Below are 22627 nucleotides of genomic sequence, written 5' to 3'. Positions count from 1 at the left end.
TACGATTATTTTTGAAGTCTTGTTTCTGCAAAAGCAAAAGGGAGTAAACTTTTTATTCCTTCTGTTCGGATAATTGAACCATTACGGCAATAAAACAGAACAATGATTGGTTGAGATTGCTTCTTTTCGTATTCTGCCATAACCTGAAGGCAGGCTCCACATGAAGTCACCGGCTCTTTTATTTCAAAATGATCAGTTTGGGCAGTTATAGCCATGCTGATAATCCTATCTTCAGGATAAGTAGAGCCGATAGTAAATAGGGCAACCCGCTCGGCACATAATCCGGATGGATAGGCTACATTTTCCTGATTACTTCCATAAACTATCTTTCCGCTTTCTAGATGTACAGCCACCCCTACCCTGAATCCGGAATAAGGGGAATGCGAACTTGCCATGGCTTTCACAGATTCCAGACAGAGATTTCTATCGGAATTACTTAATTCATCTACTGAAGAATATTCCTCGAAAGATATGGAAAGGTTTTTTTTCTGTATCATGATACTTCGGCTAACAATGCTGCTGCTTCCTGCTCCTCTGCAATAAAATCAACCTCCACCCGAAGATTCTGAATAATGTGTTGCTGTCTGTCGGGAGTATTTTTACCCATATAATATTCCAAAAGGCTCTTAATCCCCTGTTCTTTTGATAAAATTACAGGATCAAGCCTTATATCTGTACCAATGAACAATCCAAATTCTTCCGGAGATATTTCACCCAAGCCCTTGAATCTGGTTATTTCGGGCTTATTCCCGAGCTTATGGATGGCTCGCTGCCGTTCTTCATCGCTATAGCAATAGATCGTTTCTTTCTTATTCCTAACCCTGAACAGTGGGGTCTGAAGAATGGATACATGTCCAGCCTTGACCAGATCCGGGAAGAATTGAAGGAAAAATGTCATCAGTAATAAACGAATATGCATTCCATCAACATCTGCATCTGTTGCAAATACAATGTTATTATATCGAAGATTATCCAATCCGTCTTCAATGTTCAGTGCATGCTGGAGCAGATTAAATTCCTCATTTTCATACACGACTTTTTTCGTCAAACCAAAGCAATTCAGCGGTTTACCCTTCAAACTGAATACCGCTTGTGTCATAACATCCCTTGATTTGGTAATAGAACCGCTTGCAGAATCACCTTCAGTTATAAACAGTGTTGTATCCTGTTTGCGCTCATGGTTATCATCAAAATGAATCTTACAATCCCTTAATTTCTTATTGTGTAAGGAAGCTTTTTTTGCACGCTCATTCGCCAGCTTTTTTATACCGGCAATATCCTTGCGCTCGCGTTCCGACTGGAGTATCCGTTTGAGCAATGCATCCGCATCGGATGGGTGTTTATGAAGATAATCATCCAGTTCCTTCTTGATGAAATCATTGATAAATGTTCGAACCGAAGGTCCATCCGGAGCAATATTTTGCGATCCGAGTTTGGTCTTGGTTTGCGATTCAAATACCGGCTCCTGAACCCTGATTGAAATAGCAGAAACAATAGAAGCCCTGACGTCAGAGGCATCGAATTCCTTTTTATAAAACTCACGGATGGTTTTAACCACAGCCTCCCTGAATGCCGCCTGATGGGTTCCCCCCTGTGTGGTATGCTGCCCATTGACAAATGAATAATACTCCTCGCCATATTGCTGACCATGGGTCATAGCCACCTCTATATCTTCCCCTTTGAGGTGAATAATTGGATACCTAAGGGTCTCTGTCTCAGTATTCCTTGTGAGCAGGTCATACAATCCTCTTTCCGAGAAAAACTTGGTGCCATTAAAATTGATGGTAAGCCCGGAATTAAGAAATACATAATTCCAGATCATGCTCTCTACAAATTCAGGAATATAATGGTAGTTCCTGAAAATAGTTTCGTCTGCATAAAAAACAACAGAGGTTCCGTTACGCTGGGTACTTTCAGTTTCAGGCAAGTCGTTAACCAGGATCCCCTGCTCAAACTCAGCCTTTTTTGTACGGCCATCGCGATAAGACTGAACAGTAAAACTGGAGGAAAGTGCATTTACTGCCTTGGTACCGACTCCGTTCAAACCAACCGATTTCTGAAATGCTTTGGAGTCATATTTACCCCCGGTATTGATCTTGGACACGCAATCAATCACTTTTCCAAGAGGAATTCCCCGACCGTAATCACGAATAGAAACCTTTTTATCACTAACAGTAACCTCTATCGTGCGGCCAGAGCCCATCACAAACTCGTCAATCGAGTTATCCAGTATTTCTTTGAGTAAAACGTAAATGCCATCATCGTAAGCCGAGCCATCGCCCAGTTTTCCGATGTACATCCCGGGACGTAAACGAATATGTTCTTTCCAATCGAGCGAGCGAATACTATCATCACTATAATCTATTTCAGCCATGCTTATCTATAAATAATACCTGTACAATTACAAATTTAAAATTTAGATCGGCATACAAGCTGCTTAGATTTCCACATTTAAACAAGGGAATATAGAATCCTTGAATCGCTGGTTTCCTATAAAAATTAACCTTAATCTGACAAAAAGAAGCTAGTATATTTTCATTGCATGTTTTCTGGCCGATTTTCATAAGAAATTACCCGATATTTTGATCAAAAGTGGATATTGATCTTATAAGACAGGTTTATGAACCAGATCCAATATTAGACTAAAAATGAGGACTTGGTCTTGACTTCTTCGTAACTTGTTCGTGAAAAGTCCCTTTTTGATGCACTGGAGGCAATGTTCCACGAACAAGTCACGATGATGGTATGATGTTGGCACCTTGATGTCTAGTCTCTTGTCTCATCCTGTGTCACATCCTGAAATACCTTGGAGTTTTTCTACCTGACCCAGAATGGCAATGTCATTGAGTTAAGAAGAAAAGGACAGTTCAATATTTAATAGTAGGGGAGATCCTGAATTCGTCAGGATCGGAGTGAGTACCTAAAAAAGGCCTTTTCAATGTATAAATCGCAGCTATTGATAAGACTCCAATTCCGGCCTTGAGCCGTATTCCTCTCGACACCCAAGGAGTTGTCATTCTCGCGAAAGCGAGAACCTCCTTTGTAATTAACGCGTAATTTATCCTTAAATAATGACATTGCCAGAATGGGTCAAAGTAAAACATTATTCCACACACTTTGATTCCTTCAAAACCAAAAACTATGAAACAAAAAAAGGGTTCACATTAATGGAACCCTTTTTAAACCTAATTTCTTGTGTTATACCTTCCTTAATCTGATAATACGCAGATGATGCATCAACTTTATTATAGGGTAGGAAGGATCAAATTCGTACCATTTCAGTGCAAAATTGACATTGTTTGGCTTTTTATGGTGGTTATTCTGAAATAATTCACCCAACATCAAAAAGTCTAATGGCAGTGTATTCTTGCTATGATCATCATTATCATAATTGGAATACCCATATTTATGACCGCACCAGTTCACAACAGCGCCATGGATTGGTCCCATTAGAAAATGAATTGGAAGCAATAGGTACATCCACCAGTATTCTGCAAAATACACATAGAAAGTTATATATAATGCTATAAAAGTAAGGCGGGTGATCCAAAGGTCACCGATCTTATCGATTAAAGGCCATGTTGGATAATTATCCCTGAAAGCCGGTTCCGGTTCAATCTTAAACCTGATAAAATCCAGGTAAATATTTTTAGTCTGAACCATCATACCAATCACATCTTTAAAGAAATGAGGAGAATGAGGATCCTTTTCTGTATCACTATAGGCATGGTGCATACGATGCATAATGGCATAAGCACGCGGATTAAGGAATGAAGATCCCTGAGCCAAAAAGGTAGATAAATAGAAAAATTTTTCCCAGAAAGGACTCATTTTAAACATTTTATGAGAAGAATAGCGATGCAGGAAGAATGTTTGAAAGAACAGGGACAAAAACCAATGGCAAAGAAAGAAAATCAGAATTATCATAAATCAAAAAGGCTTTGGATTGAAAGCCTGCGAAAATAAACAAATTTCTATGGTTAATTATACCAAAAATGTCACGATAACATAGGCATTAACGCCCAAAATCATCCTGAACTCTGGTAATATCAGATTCATCTGAGGGATTAGAGGCATCGGTATGCTGCCAGATCTCGGCAATAACCCCCCAGTCTTTAAGTCCGACAAGCCTGTGACGCTCTCCCTGTTTAAGCACAATTTGATCTCCTGGATGGTATTTCCTGAGCTCCCCTTCCTGATCTGTAAAACTTGAGATTACACCTACAGTACCAGAAATTACCTGCCAGATCTCGGCCCTGCGCTGATGATACTGCCATGAAAGTCGGGTTTGTGGAGCAACAATTAATACTTTCGGACTAAGTTTTCCGGAAATTTTAAGCTCGTCGACGGCAATTCCACTAAAATAAGTATCAGAAAATTTCTGAGCCTGATCCTCATTGATTACAAAGAAGCCACCCCAGGGTCTTTGTACATCCATTTGCATAATTTCAAAACCCTGAAGCTCCAGATCCTCTTTTACCTTCTTGAAAATTTGTTCTTTTTGCAGTTCATTCCCCATATCCTGCAATATTAATTCTAAAGGCTGAAATATGCAATTTGATGATTAGATAAACAGTAGTCCCCGGTAAAAGTTTTTATTCTTTGCCCATAAAGGGATCGTATGTTTTTTTAAATATTCACATGCGACTCCCACAGGCAATATCAAGAATTTAAGAGCAGGAGGTTCTGGCTTAAGCCAGAATGACAATGCATTTTTTAATAATTGAAGATCTCCTGAATTCGTCAGGATCGTAATCCTTAACTAAATGACATTGTCCTTCAGGGTCATTAGAAAAAATTCAATATTACTGGTTCATCCCAACCGTAATTTTCCAGAAACCTTCCTCTTTGAACATAACTTCCAGGACTTGATTTGAAATAGTGATTCGAACTTTAAATGGGAATTGAACCTGTTGGATTTGAACAACTTCACCTCTACCGGTTTTAGATATTTCCTGAATTTTGTTATAGCTTCCAACTGTAGCCAGTATATTTGTAATGTCCGCTCCAGCCATGTCAGGACCTTCGATACGCGGAGTACCACCGCTTGCATTAACAGCCTCAATCTGAACGGTATTCTCCTCAGCCCTAATGTCCTTTATTATACTCAACCGGGTCATGTGTTGCCCTCTTTCAAGGATGGTATAGGGCCTTTCTGCCTTTGGCTTGGGTTGTGCATTTACTGAAATAGACGCAAATGTAAAAAGAGCAAACAATGCAATTTTGAAATTCTTCATTTTTTCTGATTCTATTGGTTTGATAAATTGGTTGTTTCTAAAAAACTTTAAAATAAATCGACTCTTTCTTAAATTCTAATACCTCAGCCCTATTGGATCATCCCAACTGCCACCTTCCAAAATCCGGCTTCTTTAATTTCAACCTCAAGAAACTGACCTGAAATATTAATACGAAGCCTCACCGGAAAAACAACATCAATCAATTGAATGGTTTCACCTCTCCCGGATTTGGTAATCTGACGGATTAGGTTAAAGCTACCCTGAGTAGGAATGACTTCCACAATGTCTGCACCTGGAAGTATCGTACCTCTTACCAAAGCTGTTCCACCGCTTGCATTCAATACCTCGATCTGAACAATGTTTTCTGTACCCCTTACTTCCTTTCTAACATTTACATTAGTCATAGACTGACCCTTTTCATAGATCTGATAGGGTCTTTCTGCTTTTGCTTTCGGCTGTGACCTGACAGTTATGACTGAAATCATATTAACAATCAAGAAGATATATAAGAACTTCATAATGCTATACAGATTAAATTAAATGTAATTAAAATATATTTGATAAATCAGTAAATAATCAGGGCCGGCATGGAATTCGGAAGCTAAAACAAATGGAGCCGCTTCGTGGATTACGAAGCGGCTCCATTTGTTCTATGAAAAAAGATGCTCAGATGTTAAGATCGACTAAACTATTTCTCCCACCAAACCTTAACATTACTATTGTCACCGCCCATTGATACAATCGCAGCCTGGAGATTACTGGAATTTAAAGATTGTAAATAAGTTGGATAAGGCACCCGTGAAGGGAATATATTCTCTGCCGGAATCCCAGTACCTCTTGGTAAAACCGGATAACCGGTCCGTCGTTTTTCAAACCAGGATTGATAATCCACAAAAAAGTAAGCATAATATTTTTGCAGCATGATTTGTTCTAATTGCTGGGCGGTAGTACCGGCAGAATTATATGCTATACCCGCCGTATTCAAAAATCCAGCCGGCATACTTGCACCCCATTGAACAATGGAAGCACTTATCCCAGACTCATAATGCGCCTTCGCAGGTTTTCCTGTAATGTATCCTTTTAATGCCAACTCAGCTTTAATAAACTCTACCTCTGAGTATGTCATCATTACTCCCAAAAGTGGTGAAGTTTTTAATGCATCCGGATAACTTGAATTCCTACCCACGATATACTCTAAACTTGTTGGATAACCACTTTCTATACCCTGATAAACACTTTGTCCGTTCACCGTAACAGGGATTGCCCAAATTGCCCTTCTTGGGTCGTTTACAGCATTCATGTGATTAAGAAAGAACTTCGTGAAATAGGTACCTTCCCTCCAGTCTAAAGTACGAGCCTGGAAGTAGGGATTAAAATAAGGATAGGTACCCGGATACCTGAAAATTGCATCATCTGAATTAGCAGCAAACACCGGATTTGTGGACGGGTTAGCTAAAATTGAAGTAATTTGCTGGCTGACATTTATTTCACCCTCACGCTTAGAAATTCTAAGTAATAGCCTCAGTCTAAGAGAGTTCGCAAATTTTTTCCATTTTTGAATTCCAATATTTTTGCTTCCTGTTAATGCATTGGCATTATAAACCATATCCCCGCCGTAGGTCAGGGCTTTATTATCATCAAATAAATTATTTGCTGTTTCCAGATCTTTTAAGATCTGAACATAAATATCCTTTTGCTTATCAAAAGCTGGTGAAAAATTTCCTTCAGAAGCCTTAATTGCTTGTGAGTAGGGAACATCTCCATATAAATCAGTTAAGATTGAATAGGCCCAGCTTCTATAAACCAAAGCAATTGCTTTATAATTATTCTCTTTAAGCTGATCTGAAATCTTATAAATATCTTCTACATCGGTTAATCTATCATAAAATGCAGACCAAACCGCCTGTCCGGGATTAACAACATATCGATGTAATCCCTGTCCGCTTGTACTTGCTCGGGGAGCATCCACCTGCATTAATTCATGTGTAAAATTTCGGGAACCCTGAATAGAACTATTGACTATACGATATTGCATTTGGCCTAATAAGATTCCGGGGGTAACATCCTTAGGTCGGTTAGGATCGATATTTAAATCCTCGAAATTATCGGTACAAGATAACAGGGAAGTGAATACTATAAGTATTGCGGTAACTATTTTATTTGAAGATTTCATGTCTGTTGAATTATTAAAATCAAATTGAGATTAAAACTTAAAGGTTAGGTTAGTACCAACCAATCGGTTAGAAGGAAACTGGGTTAACTCTACTCCCGGAGTTAAAGTCCCGTTATTCAAATTCCCACCTTCCGGATCGAATCCAGGGAATTTGGTAAAGTTGAATAAATCCCTGCCCCAAATTGCAATTGATGTTTTCTGAACACCTAGTTTTCTAAGTAAATTTGCAGGCAGACCAAACTCCATCCTTACTTCCCTGATCTTTAAGAAAGATGCATCGAAGATGTTAGTTTCAGCGTTGCTGATTTGATAGTAGTTATCATAATAAGCGCTTGCCTGGGCAAGTTTTGTATTTGGAACGAACGAACCATCTGCAAGTTTTACAACACCTTTTCCAACAATACCACCATCACGACCAGGTAAGGTCACTCTTGTTTTTCCAAGGGTATTGTTTTTATGATTGGTTTGAGAATACATTTCTCCACCATATTGTCCATCCAACAGAATGCTCAGATTTATATTTTTATACCTGAATTCATTCATTAAGCTGCCCTTCCAATCGGCAAACGCATTACCCATTTTACGTGCAACCTGATCAAGTGGGGCCGGCAAACCATTGGTAGAGTTGTAAATGATCTGACCATCCGGAGAACGTTGGAAACCTCTTCCATACATGTCTCCCATTAATCCACCTACACGGGCTTCGATTGTGACATTGGTATTGTGTTGATAGATAATCTGATTAGTTAAACCTTCTGCCAGTTCTTTTACATAACTGCGGTTTCTATTCCAAAGAACTGTCGTACTCCAGGAGAATTTATCCTTTTGAATTGGCTTTCCGTTTAATTGAACTTCCCAGCCTTTACTATTGATCAAGCCCGCATTTATCAGTGCTGTAGAAAATCCTGTAACCGGATCCAATGGAATAGATAAAATCTGATTTCGGCTATTGTTATTATAGTGAGCAATATCAAATCCTATTCTATTATTTAAAAATCGCATGTCTAATCCAAACTCATAACTCGCTGTAATTTCAGGCTTTAACTCAGCATTAAATAGCTGGTTAGGGTTTGTGAATGAATTACCATAAATACGGTCATAATACCGGGCAGTTTGGTAAGGCCGGGTATCATTACCTACCTGTGCCCAGGATGCTCTGAACTTAGAAAAGGTGATTGCCTTAGGAAGTTCAAAAATCTCATCCAAAATAAAACTTGAACTGACTGAAGGATAGAAGAATGAATTATTCTTGAAAGGCAATGTACTTGACCAGTCATTTCTTCCTGTCAGATCTAAATAAATTTTCTCATCAAATGCAATTTGTGTACTTCCGTAAACACTGTTTATAGACTTCTTTGTTCTGGAAGGATCAACCACTGCCTGATCCAGGCTATTTGAAATTTGGTAAACACCCGGTTGTGCCAATTGATCTGCATATACCCCTGCAAAATCATATTGCTGAATCATAGTATTTGCACCGGCGCTCGCACTAATGGAAATTTTTGGAGAAATTTTATCCCTGAAAGAAAGCAATAAATCTGTGTTTGATTCATATGAAAACACATTCTGTTCACGATACATTCCTCTTGGATATCTCGTCATACTGAATGGTCTCTGCTGAGAACGGAATTCATTAGACATATCTACTCCTGTTCTAAGCAAAAGATCAAACTTTTTTGAAATCTCATAACTGGCAGAAACATTTCCAATCAATCCATTTTTGTTCATTTTATTTAGCATTTCATACATTGCCAAATAAGGGTTGTCAGGTCCGGGATTGAATGGATTCTTTTGAACTACATTTTCCAAACCAGGCTGCCAGTAAGGCTTAAACCATTCGGGTCTGATGTTTGGGGTGGTACCAATGATCAGGAAATACATTAATGTCTGATTATTGTACCCTGCCATGGGGAGATTATCACTCTTTTTATTTGAATAGTTTGCCCTTCCGGTAATTTTTAATTTATCAGAAACCTTTTGATTGAAAGATAAAGCCGCATTCAATCTTTCGAATCCGGTATTCGGTATAATCCATTTGTTTTTTAAATGAGTAATAGAAAGTCGGGCAGAACTCTTATCAGATCCACCGTCTATAGATAAGCTATTTGACACGGTGTTTCCTGTCTGGAAATAGCCTGAAATATAGTCGTCATGAGCCACCCATGGTGTTTTTTGTGTCGGTATATTCCCCGGAGTATTCGGATCATATTGATAATAGCTCTGGCCCTCAAATTTAGGTCCCCAGGCTCTTCCTGCTGCTACAGTTGTACTTGTATTAATTCCATCAGGGCTATCTAAATAGGAGTAATATGCACTTGTTCTTCCTTCACCATATTCAAACTGATAATCAGGCCAGCGGTTAACCTGTTCAATATTAAAGTTGGAATTAAAAGTAACTCCCAATCCATTGCCTTTGCGTTCACCGCTTTTGGTTGTAATAATGATAACTCCACCTGCTGCACGACTACCATATAAAGCTGTTGCACCAGGCCCTTTAAGTACAGTTACAGTTTCTATATCATCAGGATTGATATCTGATACACCCGATCCATAATCTACCGGGCTATCCTGAGAAAGGTGAGAATTAAATCCGGTTCCAGTTATTCTGCTGCTGATTGGAACACCATCCACAACAATTAATGCCTGGTTATTATCAAGGTTCAATGATGATTCACCTCTCAGTGTGATTCTTGATGAACCCATTGGTCCGGCACCTGTACCCTGAATATTTAAACCCGCAACCTTACCGGAAAGTGAATTTATCCAGTTATTGGTTTTGGCATCAACAACCGCATCGGCAGTAATCGTTTGAGCTGCGAACCCGAGTGATTTTTCTTCCCTCTTGATACCCAGGGCGGTAACAACTACCTCACTCAGGAACTTATTATCTTCGACAAGAGTAACAGTATATTCTCTTCTACTATCCAGAGGTATTTCAAGGCTAGTAAAACCTATGGAAGAAATAACCAGAATTCCCTGATTTTGAGGGATGCTTAGTTTAAATTCTCCGTGAACATCGGTGGTGGTACCATTTGTTGTTCCTTTCATGCGAATACTAACCCCAGGAATAGGTTCATTCTTTACATCTTTTACTTTCCCTGAAATTTGTGTCTGGGCAAAAGCTTTTTCCTGGAAATTCAGAAAGGAAAAAGTGATCAATAAAATAAGGGTTTTAGAAAAAAGGAGCAGGTATTGTCTTTTCATAAAAATTTGAACTTTAGGTGCATAAATAACTTAGCGCCAAAAGTCCATTTGGGATATTAAGCCTGCATTAGGTGAATATTTTATTTTGAAGAATAAATTGGATTTGGAAAAGCCTGATAGAAATGTTAAAATATAAGAATAATTATTATTAATTATCTAATAATCAGCATATTATAAATAAAATATGAAAAGTAAATTTCATAAATGAACTGATTTCAAATTAAATTAATGTGACATAAAAGTTTAATTAAAAATCTATGGGGGTATGGATATTTGAAGAGACATAGAAAAACAGAATGCGTTGATTCAGTTATAATGATCTTTGCCGAGAAATCGAATGATTGGATAAATGATTCGAGCGGGATTCAGAATTTATCCTTCAAATTGTCCAGATTGGGGCCTACTTCCTCTGCTTTTCTCGTGATTTCCCGCACGATCTGATCAAGTTCATGTGCTGAAATGAGAATATATCCTAAAATCTCTTCTTTTAATTCTTCTGAACTTGTGGGATGTTTTATAAGATCTATCAGACCCATGAGCCTCGCGATCGGAGCCCTAACCACATGTGACTGCATCCAGGAAATCTCACTAAGCTTCTGATTCTGCTCTTCAATTGCGTTGATGTAATTGACCCGCTCTGTAATATTATGTGCTAAGATCAATTGGGCATATCTCCCTTTAAAAAGAATGCTATTGTTCTTTATTTCTACAATAATAATTTCACCATTCTTTTTCAAATGTCTGAATTTATTTTTCAACCATCCTCCCGGATTAGAGCCAACCCATTCGATTGCTTCGTTTAGTATTGAAATATCCTCTGCCGGACGTATATCCTTAATTGTCATAGACATAAATTCGTCTAAACTATAACCGTAACTTTGTATTGCTGCATTGTTGACATCCAGAAACTGAAGTGTTTCAAAATCAAATACCCACATAGGTTCAGGATTGAGATGGAAAAGATCACTGTACCTTTTCTCTGATTCCTGCATATCCAACAAACTCTTCTTCCGTTCAATATTGTAGATGATACTTTTGTAAACAGAGGTTGGATTCAAATCATCTTTTAACAGATAATCGGATATTCCCAATGCCAAAGATTTTATACTGAAATTGACATCAGAAAAGCCGGTCAAAACCACTATCGGACAGCCCCCGCCAAGCAAAAGCATTTCCCTGATTAAATCTTCACCATCTTTATCAGGGAGGCTGAGATCTAAAAATATAATATCAAAAGGCTGTAATTCTGTGCTGGTTAAAAGTGCTTTTGTTTTATAAAAATCACGGGTATTAACAATTTGAGGTTTGATAATGTACTCCAATATATAATCCTCTACCAAAGTAAAATCACCTGGATTATCCTCAACAACTAAAATTCGATATGGTTTTTTATCTTTTAAAAAAGGCATAATCAGCGTTTGGGCAATTGCACAATGTTGATCCAGAATTCCTCTATCTTAACTATTGCATCCATAAAATCGGTAGCTCCAACAGGCTTGGTAATATAGCAATTGGCGTGATTTTGATAAGAAAGCCTGATATCCCGGTCAGAAGATGATGTTGTGAGCATAATTACCGGTAAACTTTTTAAATGTTCATTCGTTTTTATATAAGTGAGTACTTCGTGTCCGTTTTTCCTGGGGAGATTGACATCAAGCAAAACTAAATCAGGAAACCCGTCTGTACCTGCATGTTCATTTAGAAAATCAATTGCAGATTTCCCGTCCTTAATAACTGTTGTATTATTAGTGATCTTTCCCTCTTCAAATGCCTCTAAGGTAAGGAGTATATCTCCTTCATTATCTTCAACTAATAATATGTGTATTGGCTTCATTTTTATTTTTTATTTAGGGACAGTGAAATAAAAAGTGCTGCCCTTTTCCATTTCTGATTCCAGCCAGATTTTTCCACCCCAGCTTTCTACATTTTTCTTTACTATAGCCAAACCCATTCCTGTTCCGCTGTATTCGCTTCGATTGTGAAGTCTTTGAAAAATTATAAAAATACGATCAAAATACTCTGCCTCAATCCCAATTCCATTATCCTTGATAGTGAATGTCCAATGTTTCTTCTCTTCTGATACGTCCATGGCAATCATTGGTTTCTTTGAATCATTGGAATATTTTATCGCATTATCCAGCAGGCAATGAATGGTTTGGGTGAGCGGGACTGAAAAAGCAGAAATTACAGGAAGCTTCTCATGGATCAGTTTCACAGATTTTTCCTGAATAAGCTTTGAGCGTAAAAGTTTATATTGATCCAACAGTTCCTCCAGATTAACCTCATTTTTATTTTCATTCAGTTTACCTGCCCTTGAAAATTCCAACAAATCCAGGATGATTTGCTTCCTCCTGACTGCCCCTTCCGTTGCAAAATTAATATATTGTCTTGCCTTATCGTCAAGTTTATCAGAATATTTTCGATCCAATTGATGCAGGAAGCTTGTGATCATCCGCAAAGGTTCCTGTAAATCATGTGATGTGATGAATGCAAATTGCTCCAATTCCTCGTTAACTACTTCCAACTCGGCAATATTCTTTCTAAGGGATTCATTCAGTGTTTGGAGCTGATGTTCGTATTCCTTTCGATAGGAGATATCCTGCATAGCACCAACCATCCTGACTGGGGCACCGCTTTTATCCCTGATAACTATCCCTCTGTCGAGTACAAAGGCCAATGTACCATCCTCTCTCTTGAATCGGTATTCCTCCTCCCAAATTGCTTCATTGGTAGCCTAAGGCACTTTCTTAAACCAATCATTTGCCTCGACTATGCGCAGATCAATCTCTTTACCGAATGTAATACCTTTAAAGTATACAGATAGTCCATTCACCGATGGCTAAACAGTCACTTCAAACCACTTTCCCTGGCTAGCATAATTATCCTCAAAGGCAATTGATTGTCCGGTTTCTGCAGCTTGATGGTACATTCTGAAAAAATCGCTATCAATGGCATTTGAATATTCGGTCCACAAATATGTCAAAAGGATGAATATCAGAGACATAAAATATTTATTATGATCAAAGGGTAAAATCCAGATCTCTAGATATTATTTCAATAGCTATTTAAAATATTCAGTTGCCGAATATTTTTTATTTAAAACACATACTCACCATATAATCAAATTATCTATTGCAAAAAGCAATAAAAATGCTCAATTTTGCACAAGTGTAATAAGGGGGATTAGCTCATTTGGCTAGAGCGCTTCGCTGGCAGTGAAGAGGTGATCGGTTCGAATCCGATATTCTCCACATATAAGGCTTCAGGTAATTCTGAGGCCTTTTTTGTTGAATTGTAACGCAGTGTCGTATCTCTATTAAGCAAATTCCTAAGAAAGCATTTTTAATTCCTGACAAATCGGGTACTCTCGTAAACATCTTGTCTTCCTTAAGTAAAATATATTTGCTTATGGCAATACTGCATCCGGACTGTAAAGTCATAAAGAGATTAAGCTACCAAAAACCGAACTTTCTCAGCGTTCTTCTTTTTTTTCGTGAAAAAAATTTAATTTAAACTATTGAAATTTACTTTTGATTTGTTGTGCCAAAAGTTTAAGGAAAGTTTTCCAGAGATGTAATAAGAATGAATGTTCACGCTCCCCAAACATCTGAGAACAATAGCCGTGCTGCTGCCGCGATTTCCGTAAAGCAGCAAAGCAGTGGGGAAGAGCTTGCAGAGGTTAGTCAGGATAAACTATTGGGGACAGCTCCTTTGGTACAGCGACTGAGAACTTACCAGGACATGGCCAATAATAGTCAGCAGGTAAAGCAACTCCGGTCATATCAGCAGATGGCTGACCAAAATAAATCAGGGGTCGCACAACGCACAGAAAATCCTGCTCCACAACAATCCAGCCTCAATCAGCAGAATAACAACACCGGATTACCAGATCAGCTTAAATCAGGAATTGAAAATCTTTCAGGGTATTCTTTGGACGACGTCAAGGTTCACTATAATTCTGATAAGCCCGCAACTTTACAAGCTCATGCATATGCTCAGGGAACTGATATCCATGTAGCCTCCGGGCAGGACAGACATTTACCTCATGAAGCCTGGCATGTGGTACAACAAAAACAAGGGCGTGTAAAACCTACCTTGCAATTGAAGGGTAAAGAGGATGAAACAGAAGAATTCTTTGATTTAGCAGAAACGGGAGAAGAAGAGGGTATCAAAGCAGAAAAAAAAGTAGAACCGAAATCTGCAGCACACAGAAAAAAGTTAGATGAACTTAAAAAAAGTGGCGCCCATATGGGTGAGGAATCCCAAATAAAGTTCCAAGGAGAACTGACTGTGGCCGCCAGATTGAATCGGTTTTTTGGAAATGAAAGCAGCTACTCTCAGATCCTTCGTCTGTCCGATGAATTCAATAAATCACAGGATGTGGCAGAGAAACAAGCACTACTTAAAGAATTAAAACCTCTAGCAAGAACATGGCTCGAACGGCATGCCCAGGCCCAGGCGTCCGGAGAAAAAGAAGACGAAAACGAAAAGGCAAAAAGAGTTTCCATTTACAGGTTTTTGAATCAGACAACAAGCAATTACCCGGAAATCATTAATAAATACAGGGGTCTTCAAACCAGCCTGGAAAACTTTGTTAGCAACCCGGTAACAAACAGAAAAATCTTCCATAAGTCAGTAGGTGATTATCGGACTTTACTGGAGCTTGTTAAAACATACAAAAGCACTTATCCTCCTTCGGTAAACCTGTTATACACATCCGAATTGGATGATATTAATGCTGCTGAGCATGGACTTATAAAGTCTGGCTCTAAAGAGGGTTCTGATTTTGACACTAACTTAGGATTTTCAGTTCTAAAGCCGGCAGCCAACTTCAATCTTATTTCAGGCAAATACTGGTTTTCAGGTGAGCTAAAAATATCCCTTGCAGGCATAATTTCCACAAATGGAACAGTTAAAATAGAATTCAATAGTGACGACACCTTTAACAATATCACAGTAGATGGGAAATCCGCCAAATTTGAAATGGATGGAGTGATATTTGAAATGTCAAAATTCAGTTATACTTACAAGGAAAATACATTTAATGCAGCGGAAGCTACAGGCTCAGTAGAAGTTCTCGGTCGCAAAATTTCATTAAAAGCATTCGACACTTCAATTAAGCAAGGGCAAGCCGATTTTAACAGGCTGGAGGGGAAAATCAACGGAATAATTGACACACAAATGGGCATACAGGTTATCGACCCTACGATCAAATATTTCAAAGGACAAGCGATAGAGGTGAAGGGAGAGCTGGATCTGACCATAGGTAATCTTGCCAATGCCAAAGGCAGGGTAACTGTTCGGGTAGATACTAAAAATACTATTGAGAACATTAAGATTAAGAATGGCAGAAGCGAAGCTAACATTGGCGGCCTGAACCTAAAACTAAATGGCATAGCCTATAATTACAGTGCAAAGAAATTCTCTGTTCAAGAGGCCCGGGGAGGTATTAACATTTTTGACAATCCTGTTGCACTTACAGTGTCGGGCATTTCGATCACTGAAAGTGGCTTTGATTACGATAAAATTGAAGGCGAGCTTCCTGATGTCGATTATAGTTTTTTTAGTCTGAAGAAAACAAGTATTGCCTATTCTAAAAAATTAAGTGCATTTGAAGGCGAAACCACTTATCAGTTCAACACGAAGGAATCACCGGTTGGATTCGAAAATTTCCAAACGGGTGGGGATGTGAAAATCCACTGGAATCCAGAAGGTGAAAAGTATTATTCCATAGATCAGGGCAACTTAAAATTCGAATTATTAGGACAAAAGGTTGAGGCCAAAAAATTCAACTTCAGCTCAAAAGAACAAAAAATCAATGCTGAGGAACTTAGTTTGAGTGTGGGCATCAAGGATCTCAATAAAACCTTTACGGGAAAGAATATTGCTATCAGCAAATCGGGTATTGCTTTTGAAGAACTAAAAACAGATGCTTCGGGAAATGAATTCAATGTAAAAGTATTTACGCTCAAACCCAAGGAATATAAAATTGCAAAAGGTAAGGACGGTAGTTTAAAAGTGATGGTACATGGTTCAATGAACCTCAATTTGCCTGAATATCTTGGGATTAAAAGTACAGGAGAAATTGAAGGTGATGTGGGCTTAAGTTTCAATGAATCTGTTAGTCCGGATTACCAGATTACTTCGGGTAAAGCAGAGATAAAAATGCCTAACCCTCTGAATAAAATTAGTGAGATACTCGGAGATAATTGGTCGAGTTCCAGATACGAATTGAGTGCCACTATTCCGGTTTTTCCTGCCGTTTCAGCCATTTTTGGTATATATATTGAATATGGCGGAAAATTTGCAAAAGAGCTTGCAGCAATCATTGAACTAGACAATGAAAAAAAATCAATTATGCTTAATGCCAAAACGAATTTCACTGCCAATGTTGAAGGAGGAGTATTTGGGGGTATTCAGGGAGGAAGCCAGCTTCTAATTGCTTTAGCTTTACTTTTAAGGGCGGCAGGTAAGTTCGATATGAATACCGAAATTGGCTACCAGAAAGGCTTCCCATTAGAGGAAGAGCCTGCTTCAAAGAATTTGAAAGATGATGATTCCGGATTTACCTATGATATACAAGGGGAAGCAAAAGTTGGGGCTTATTTGGATATTGTGGCTACAGCCCTCTATTTCTTCCGAAAACAGTTTAGTCTGACATTAGGTGAAAAATCTCTTGGTAAATTCGAATTCTCAAATAAAAAACGGACGGATCCGGATATGGGAAAAAATGCTCTGGCCGATAAAGAAATGTTGGATAAACACGTTGATCCATCTGTAAAAGAAGAGGCCAAAGGACTTACTATTGAACAATTATTAGATTTAGACTACAATCATAGATTCGCGGAAAAGGAAAAGCAAGAAGCTATTGACGTAATCAAAACTGCAGAAACCGGAAGAACAGCCGCATACCAAAAAGATAATCAACTGCCCGGTGAATCTAAAAAGTTCAATAATGTAGCCCTTGCTAATTTGCAGTTTTACAATCAGTTCATTGACAATAGATGTAATTGGGATGAAATTTACAAGGTATTAGATTCATTAGGTGATTCACTTAAACCCGAGAGTGAACTGATGTCACAAGTAGATAAAGGAGAAAAATATCTTAAGGAACAAATTTTGAGTAATGTTAAAATTCTGGGAAGCAGTTCCAATATTGCTCAGGCCTTTGTTACGCATTACAATGAAAAAGTGAAGGCATTCGCTGAGGCCTATCCAAAAGATATAATCTCTTCCTATCATGCTTTACTATTAGAAAAAAGCAAGGTGCTCGAAGCTGTTGAGAAAATAAAAAAGGAGCACTTGCACAGTAAATTTTGGGGGGATGATTCGCTACAATCAAAAACTATTAAAACCGGTGCATGGTTTGGGGCAAGTGACTACGAAAAATTTGCCACTGCATACCTTGAATTTAGAAAGGTTATGTTGACGAACAAAACTGTTTTTGAAAGTGTGTCCGAAACTGGTAAGCAAACAGCTTTCAAATTGGTGCAGGATCATCAAAGACAAATTGAAAAAGGTAGTAAGTAGAATTACACAGCATTTTATTAATGAAAAATATGGAAAATCAAACGGATCAACAACACTTGGGCTTTTCAGCAATTGGTGAAAAAATTACTGATCATGGATTTTCGTTAAATAGTGATTCTGAAATAACAAACGAAGAAATAATTGATATCAAAGCACCACGAACCGATTGTACAATACTGTGGTGGAATGGACAATATCAAAAACCAAATATTGATGTCACAAAAGGCAGAATCTATGTTACACTAGGTGTAAATGTACAAAAGATTCAGCTTAGGCAAATGAGAAAGCGCTAGAGGGTGCGAAAGCAAGCAAAATCAATCTTATTCTATTGTTCGTAAAGCACAGTGATAAAGCCCTTTAATATGTCTTTTTTATTACCAAGATCGAGCACGTAATAATATGTTCCCTTTGGCAGCATGGCACCACTTGAAGTACCCTGCCAATTATTGGAATAGTTTTTCTGGTTATAAACCAGCTTGCCAGTTCGATCCATTATCCATAATTCATTCCCGGGAAACTGCTCAATGTTCCTGGCAATGAAAGAATCATTTATTCCATCTGAGTTTGGAGTTATTAAATTGGTGCAGCTAACCAACACCCTATCTGCTACGATAATATTAATGTGACTTTCACTGATACAGCCACCCTCATTTATTACCTGTACACTATATTCCCCACTCTCTTCGGCATTTATTTTTAAATAATCATTCTGCGCACCCTCTATTCTTTGTTTGTTAAAATACCATTGAAATTTACCGCTGCCGTTTGAGGATAAGACAGATGAAGTTCCCCTTAGCAGAGTAAGTCCTTTATCTGAGGTAATGCGGATAGCTGTTTTAGGTATAATTTTAAAAGTATAATTATAAATTGCAGAATCAATCCCTCCATTAAGTATGCCGCCATCATCTTTTAGAATAATCCGGAGATCGACACTTTTAATCTGCTTATTTGGGATTCTATAGCTTAACAGAGAAGTGCCATTGACCGGCTGCGTAATCTCAAAATAATTTTTTGTCCCCAGTCCATTTACTTTCACATAAATCTTTACGTTCTGGTCATTTTCCGGCCCCGCAGTAATTTCTTCTAATTGAATTGAACCTTCAGAACAAATTACTTCAATTGGAATTTTTCGCATTTGAGGACTTTCATTCACATTGATAAGTAATGGACTTATTATTTTCTCCACTGTTTCACCAAATACACCCTCAGACCTAACTCTGACAGAATACTGATGCTTTTCTTCATAATCCAGTGGACGTGTAGTAACGATGGAATTCCCTTCCATTTTAAATAAATTGTTATCGGTATCTCCATCACCCTTTACCAGTGTAAAGATCAATGGCTGACTGCCTGGTTTGTTTTGCTGCAAGCGTACTGCCGGTGTACCGGTGGGCATATTTTCATGTAAGTCGATGTATTGGTAATCAAATTCTGCTTCATCACTTGCCTGCACAGTCAAAATTCCAGGTTGATAAGAGATTATATAGTTTTTTGCTTCGGCTCCCATCAGGTTAATAGGGTAGGTTCCAATTAGTGATTTAGTTGTTGAAACACAAGTTAATTCAGGCTTTTTAAGTAAGTCAGCCGGACTATCCCCATTTACAAACCCTTCATAACTACAGGTAAAGATTGGATTAGGGTTGCCTGCAATTTTTGTCTGATCGTTCGCCCTAATCAGCAATGGAGCCTTATGTACAAGCATAGTCATATCTTGCATCTTGATCTGATAATTAGTACCTAAAGTCAAAGATCCTATTGAGATAGCATATTCACCGATCGTATCCCCCGGGGATTTTAACAGACCACCGCTAAATTTATCACCACTTACAAGACTACCAGCAATTATGTCAAATTTTATTTCAGGCTGCACACTGCCATAAGTCATTACCTGGCCTGTTTTGGGCCTGATAACGATAGGCCTGGGTTGGATCGGTAGTGACTGCACTACTGTTGCAGGCAGGTAATCATCGTCTCCATTCTGAACAGCAATGACCCTCGTGCTTCCAGCCTTCAAAACCCTTGCTGAGTCAGCAAAAATTAAAAGGAGGGTCGGATCTTCAGCATAATATGTTATTGGGAGGCCGGATGATGAATATAATGGTCCAAGTTTAAACACCGAATCACCGTATGTTTTTTCAGTCAATGGCATAAAAATCAGATTTTGCGCTTGTTTAGATTTAGTGGTAAAACTCCAGGATATCAGAGATGAAGACCCCTGTTTAAATAGATTTTTGGATATATCCTGTACAATTCCATTATCAATATAAACATTGAACAGGGTAGCAGGTGGTAAGTCTTTAACAGCAAGAATTAAGGACTTTTGATCCTCAGACAAAAGTATCTCTTTACTTGTCGCTGCTTCAGCAATATTGTACTTTTGGAAGATCTTATCCCCATCATGAATACTTATTGATCCTGAATTAGACAGGATGATCTCCTCATCAAAAGTAATATGTATATCGACTGTACGGTCTACACCTTCCGACAAATTTACCGGACTTGTGCTTACTATCTTAGGGCTTATATTGTCCTTAACAATAATAGTGCTTTCTTGTATCCTGCTTCCAATATTATTGCTCGCCTGTAAGATGATCTTATGAGACCCCAGTTGGGATTTGGACGGGGTGCCATATAACAGTGTATTTTCTATGATTTTTTTGATATTGTGATTGTGATAATCAGCAAGCAGGAGATCCCCATCTCTATTAAAGCAGATACCTGAAGGGTTTTTAAAAATGGAAGCATTTGCCCCTATATTAGAATCTCGTGTATTACTGATTTTAATGGTACTTACCTCTCCAATTGTACTGATTTTCCGAATCGAATGATTGAGTTGATCGGCCACATACAAATTCTCTTGCGGGTCAAAAACCAGTGCCGTAGGATATCTGAATGTCGCTTGTGAAGCTTCCCCATCACGATTCGAAAATTCACCATTCCCTGCGAAAGTACTTACTTCCCCAGTGGGACTGATTTTTCGGATTCGATTATTAACCTGATCTGCCACGTATACATATCCCGCGCCGTCAACAGCGATTCCTGTTGGGGCATTAAACCTCGCAGTTTTACCATTACCATCAGCATAACCAAGTTTACCGCTTCCCGCAAGGGTTGAAACAATTCCCTCAGGACTGATGACCCTGATCAGGTTATTCCCACGATCTGCTACATAAATGAAGCCTTTATTGTCAATACAAATACCCGCCGGACTTTTAAAGCTTGCATCACTCCCTTTGCCGTCAGCAGCCCCTGCCTTCTTGCTGCCGGCAAGAGTAATTACCTGGCCTGCAGGACTGATTTTACGGATGGAGTGATTATTCTGATCTGAAATGTAAAGGTTTCCTTGCTGATCAACAGCAATACCTGAGGGGGTATCAAATCTGGCCTCAATACCCTTCCCATCTCTAAACCCTGCGGAAAGGATGCCCGCTATGGTTGATACCTCCCCTTCCGGACTGATTTTTCGTATCCGGTTGTCAACCTGATCTGCGACATATATTGTTCCCATTGAATTTGATGCAAGGGCATACGGTGCCGAGAAACGGGCCATGATTCCCTTACCATCAGATGAACCTACATGCTCGCCTCCTGCAAATAATCTTGCCATGGGTTCGGAACTAATATTCAGCCAGGCAGGTATACTAATAGCACTGATTTTTGTTTCCTGCCCTTTCACAGGTTCAGTTTTAACAATACTAAAATATTCAGTATCATAATCTACCTCAGTTGTTGGCAAAGTGGTAAATCTCGGTGAATTAAAGGTGTCAAACTCCTTTTCAGGGCTATAACTTATACCTTCCTCATTTATTGCATAAGCTTTGACACGATAAACTTTATTTTGTGGAAGGCCGGTTAGCAGGATATGGTATGTTCCTCCGCCTGATCCATACGTAATCTTTGTTTCCTCATGATTTACATTCGATATTAGACTGTAAATGATACCTTTTTCTTGTATCAATGCACCACTATCGCCGATGATACTGACCTCAATGTTTATAGAATCCCTTCCGACAGTTGTTATCTTCGGATCTGAAACTATCGGTTTAGCCAATGTGGAAAATGATGATATATTGCCATGCACCACTTCAAATGTGGTATTTCCAAGGCCAGGAGCTGAAAAAATATTTATGACAAACAATAATGGAAAGAATACCGGATTCAGAAACATTCGCCCTGCATTACTTGCCCGGGTGAAATACTTGATGAACCTATCGGCCCTAATCACCTTTCCCATATCCTTTGCTAAAACGATCATAAAATAATTCCTGCTGGTCAAATCACCAATAAAATCCCGGGTAGTAACCCCATTTATAGGTCTTTTACCTCCTCCAAAATAAAAGGTTCCAGTTTTGAAAAATTATGACAAAAGAAAGACTGCAAGAATTTTGGAATGAAACATCCTGTTAATCTGATTAGGACGAATCGAACACCCTCACAGATAAAGTTCGCTTGCTCAGGACAAGGATTCCAGGGTAATGAAAAA

15 protein-coding genes and 1 tRNA gene are annotated in these 22627 nt (G+C 38.5%); 4 read left to right on the top strand and 12 right to left on the bottom strand.

Going from position 1 to position 22627, the window contains the following annotated elements; translation table 11 throughout:
* Nucleotides 1-5: 5 nt before the first annotated feature.
* The 3 genes from Q8S11_RS10430 to Q8S11_RS10420 form a co-directional block, all read right to left on the bottom strand.
* Nucleotides 6-497, bottom strand: a complete 492-nt coding sequence (locus Q8S11_RS10430; RefSeq protein ID WP_305662035.1) for a cytidine deaminase — start codon at nucleotides 495-497, stop codon at nucleotides 6-8.
* On the bottom strand, nucleotides 494-2374 hold the full coding sequence (locus Q8S11_RS10425; protein ID WP_305662034.1) for a DNA topoisomerase IV subunit B: 1881 nt from the start codon (nucleotides 2372-2374) through the stop codon (nucleotides 494-496). The genes Q8S11_RS10430 and Q8S11_RS10425 overlap by 4 nt, the downstream gene beginning before the upstream one ends.
* Nucleotides 2375-3198: 824 nt before the next feature.
* Nucleotides 3199-3891, bottom strand: coding sequence for an acyl-CoA desaturase (locus tag Q8S11_RS10420; protein ID WP_305662215.1), 693 nt, complete (start codon nucleotides 3889-3891; stop codon nucleotides 3199-3201).
* On the opposite strand from Q8S11_RS10420, the gene Q8S11_RS10415 reads away from it, so the two are divergent.
* Nucleotides 3844-3966 (top strand): hypothetical protein, encoded by a 123-nt coding sequence (locus Q8S11_RS10415; protein WP_305662221.1) that lies wholly within the window; start codon nucleotides 3844-3846, stop codon nucleotides 3964-3966. The genes Q8S11_RS10420 and Q8S11_RS10415 overlap by 48 nt on opposite strands.
* Before the next feature lie 49 nt (nucleotides 3967-4015).
* Here Q8S11_RS10415 and Q8S11_RS10410 read toward each other — a convergent pair whose 3' ends face one another.
* The 8 genes from Q8S11_RS10410 to Q8S11_RS10375 all read right to left on the bottom strand — a co-directional run bounded on the left by Q8S11_RS10410 (nucleotide 4016) and on the right by Q8S11_RS10375 (nucleotide 13333).
* A complete protein-coding gene (locus tag Q8S11_RS10410) occupies nucleotides 4016-4519 on the bottom strand; it encodes a phosphoheptose isomerase (RefSeq protein ID WP_305662033.1) in 504 nt (167 codons plus the stop codon).
* A 286-nt stretch (nucleotides 4520-4805) separates the two neighbouring features.
* The gene (locus tag Q8S11_RS10405; RefSeq protein ID WP_305662032.1) at nucleotides 4806-5237 is read right to left on the bottom strand and encodes a hypothetical protein; all 432 of its coding nucleotides are present in this window, start codon (nucleotides 5235-5237) and stop codon (nucleotides 4806-4808) included.
* 89 nt (nucleotides 5238-5326) lie between these two features.
* A complete protein-coding gene (locus tag Q8S11_RS10400; protein WP_305662031.1) occupies nucleotides 5327-5722 on the bottom strand; it encodes a hypothetical protein in 396 nt (131 codons plus the stop codon).
* 203 nt (nucleotides 5723-5925) lie between these two features.
* On the bottom strand, nucleotides 5926-7410 hold the full coding sequence (locus Q8S11_RS10395) for a SusD/RagB family nutrient-binding outer membrane lipoprotein (RefSeq protein WP_305662030.1): 1485 nt from the start codon (nucleotides 7408-7410) through the stop codon (nucleotides 5926-5928).
* 30 nt (nucleotides 7411-7440) lie between these two features.
* Nucleotides 7441-10614 (bottom strand): SusC/RagA family TonB-linked outer membrane protein, encoded by a 3174-nt coding sequence (locus Q8S11_RS10390; protein ID WP_305662029.1) that lies wholly within the window; start codon nucleotides 10612-10614, stop codon nucleotides 7441-7443.
* Between the two features lie 365 nt (nucleotides 10615-10979).
* The gene (locus tag Q8S11_RS10385) at nucleotides 10980-12023 is read right to left on the bottom strand and encodes a PAS domain S-box protein (protein ID WP_305662028.1); all 1044 of its coding nucleotides are present in this window, start codon (nucleotides 12021-12023) and stop codon (nucleotides 10980-10982) included.
* Between the two features lie 2 nt (nucleotides 12024-12025).
* Nucleotides 12026-12448 carry a response regulator gene (locus Q8S11_RS10380; protein ID WP_305662027.1) on the bottom strand — a complete coding sequence of 141 codons (423 nt, stop codon included), beginning with the start codon at nucleotides 12446-12448 and terminating at the stop codon, nucleotides 12026-12028.
* 9 nt (nucleotides 12449-12457) lie between these two features.
* Nucleotides 12458-13333 carry an ATP-binding protein gene (locus Q8S11_RS10375; protein WP_305662214.1) on the bottom strand — a complete coding sequence of 292 codons (876 nt, stop codon included), beginning with the start codon at nucleotides 13331-13333 and terminating at the stop codon, nucleotides 12458-12460.
* 458 nt (nucleotides 13334-13791) lie between these two features.
* On the opposite strand from Q8S11_RS10375, the gene Q8S11_RS10370 reads away from it, so the two are divergent.
* The 3 genes from Q8S11_RS10370 (at nucleotide 13792) to Q8S11_RS10360 (ending at nucleotide 18437) form a co-directional block, all read left to right on the top strand.
* Nucleotides 13792-13865, top strand: a tRNA-Ala gene (locus tag Q8S11_RS10370).
* A 331-nt stretch (nucleotides 13866-14196) separates the two neighbouring features.
* Nucleotides 14197-18144: a DUF4157 domain-containing protein gene (locus tag Q8S11_RS10365; RefSeq protein WP_305662026.1), complete on the top strand. Its 3948-nt coding sequence runs from the start codon at nucleotides 14197-14199 to the stop codon at nucleotides 18142-18144.
* A 29-nt stretch (nucleotides 18145-18173) separates the two neighbouring features.
* Nucleotides 18174-18437 carry a hypothetical protein gene (locus tag Q8S11_RS10360; protein ID WP_305662025.1) on the top strand — a complete coding sequence of 88 codons (264 nt, stop codon included), beginning with the start codon at nucleotides 18174-18176 and terminating at the stop codon, nucleotides 18435-18437.
* A 32-nt stretch (nucleotides 18438-18469) separates the two neighbouring features.
* On the opposite strand, the gene Q8S11_RS10355 is transcribed toward Q8S11_RS10360, so the two are convergent.
* Nucleotides 18470-22399, bottom strand: coding sequence for an MBG domain-containing protein (locus tag Q8S11_RS10355; RefSeq protein WP_305662024.1), 3930 nt, complete (start codon nucleotides 22397-22399; stop codon nucleotides 18470-18472).
* Between the last annotated feature and the right edge of the window lie 228 nt (nucleotides 22400-22627).

Origin of the sequence: Daejeonella sp., from assembly GCF_030695525.1 — a bacterium.
GTDB lineage: Bacteria > Bacteroidota > Bacteroidia > Sphingobacteriales > Sphingobacteriaceae > Daejeonella.
This window is presented reverse-complemented; position numbering and strand designations above follow the sequence as displayed.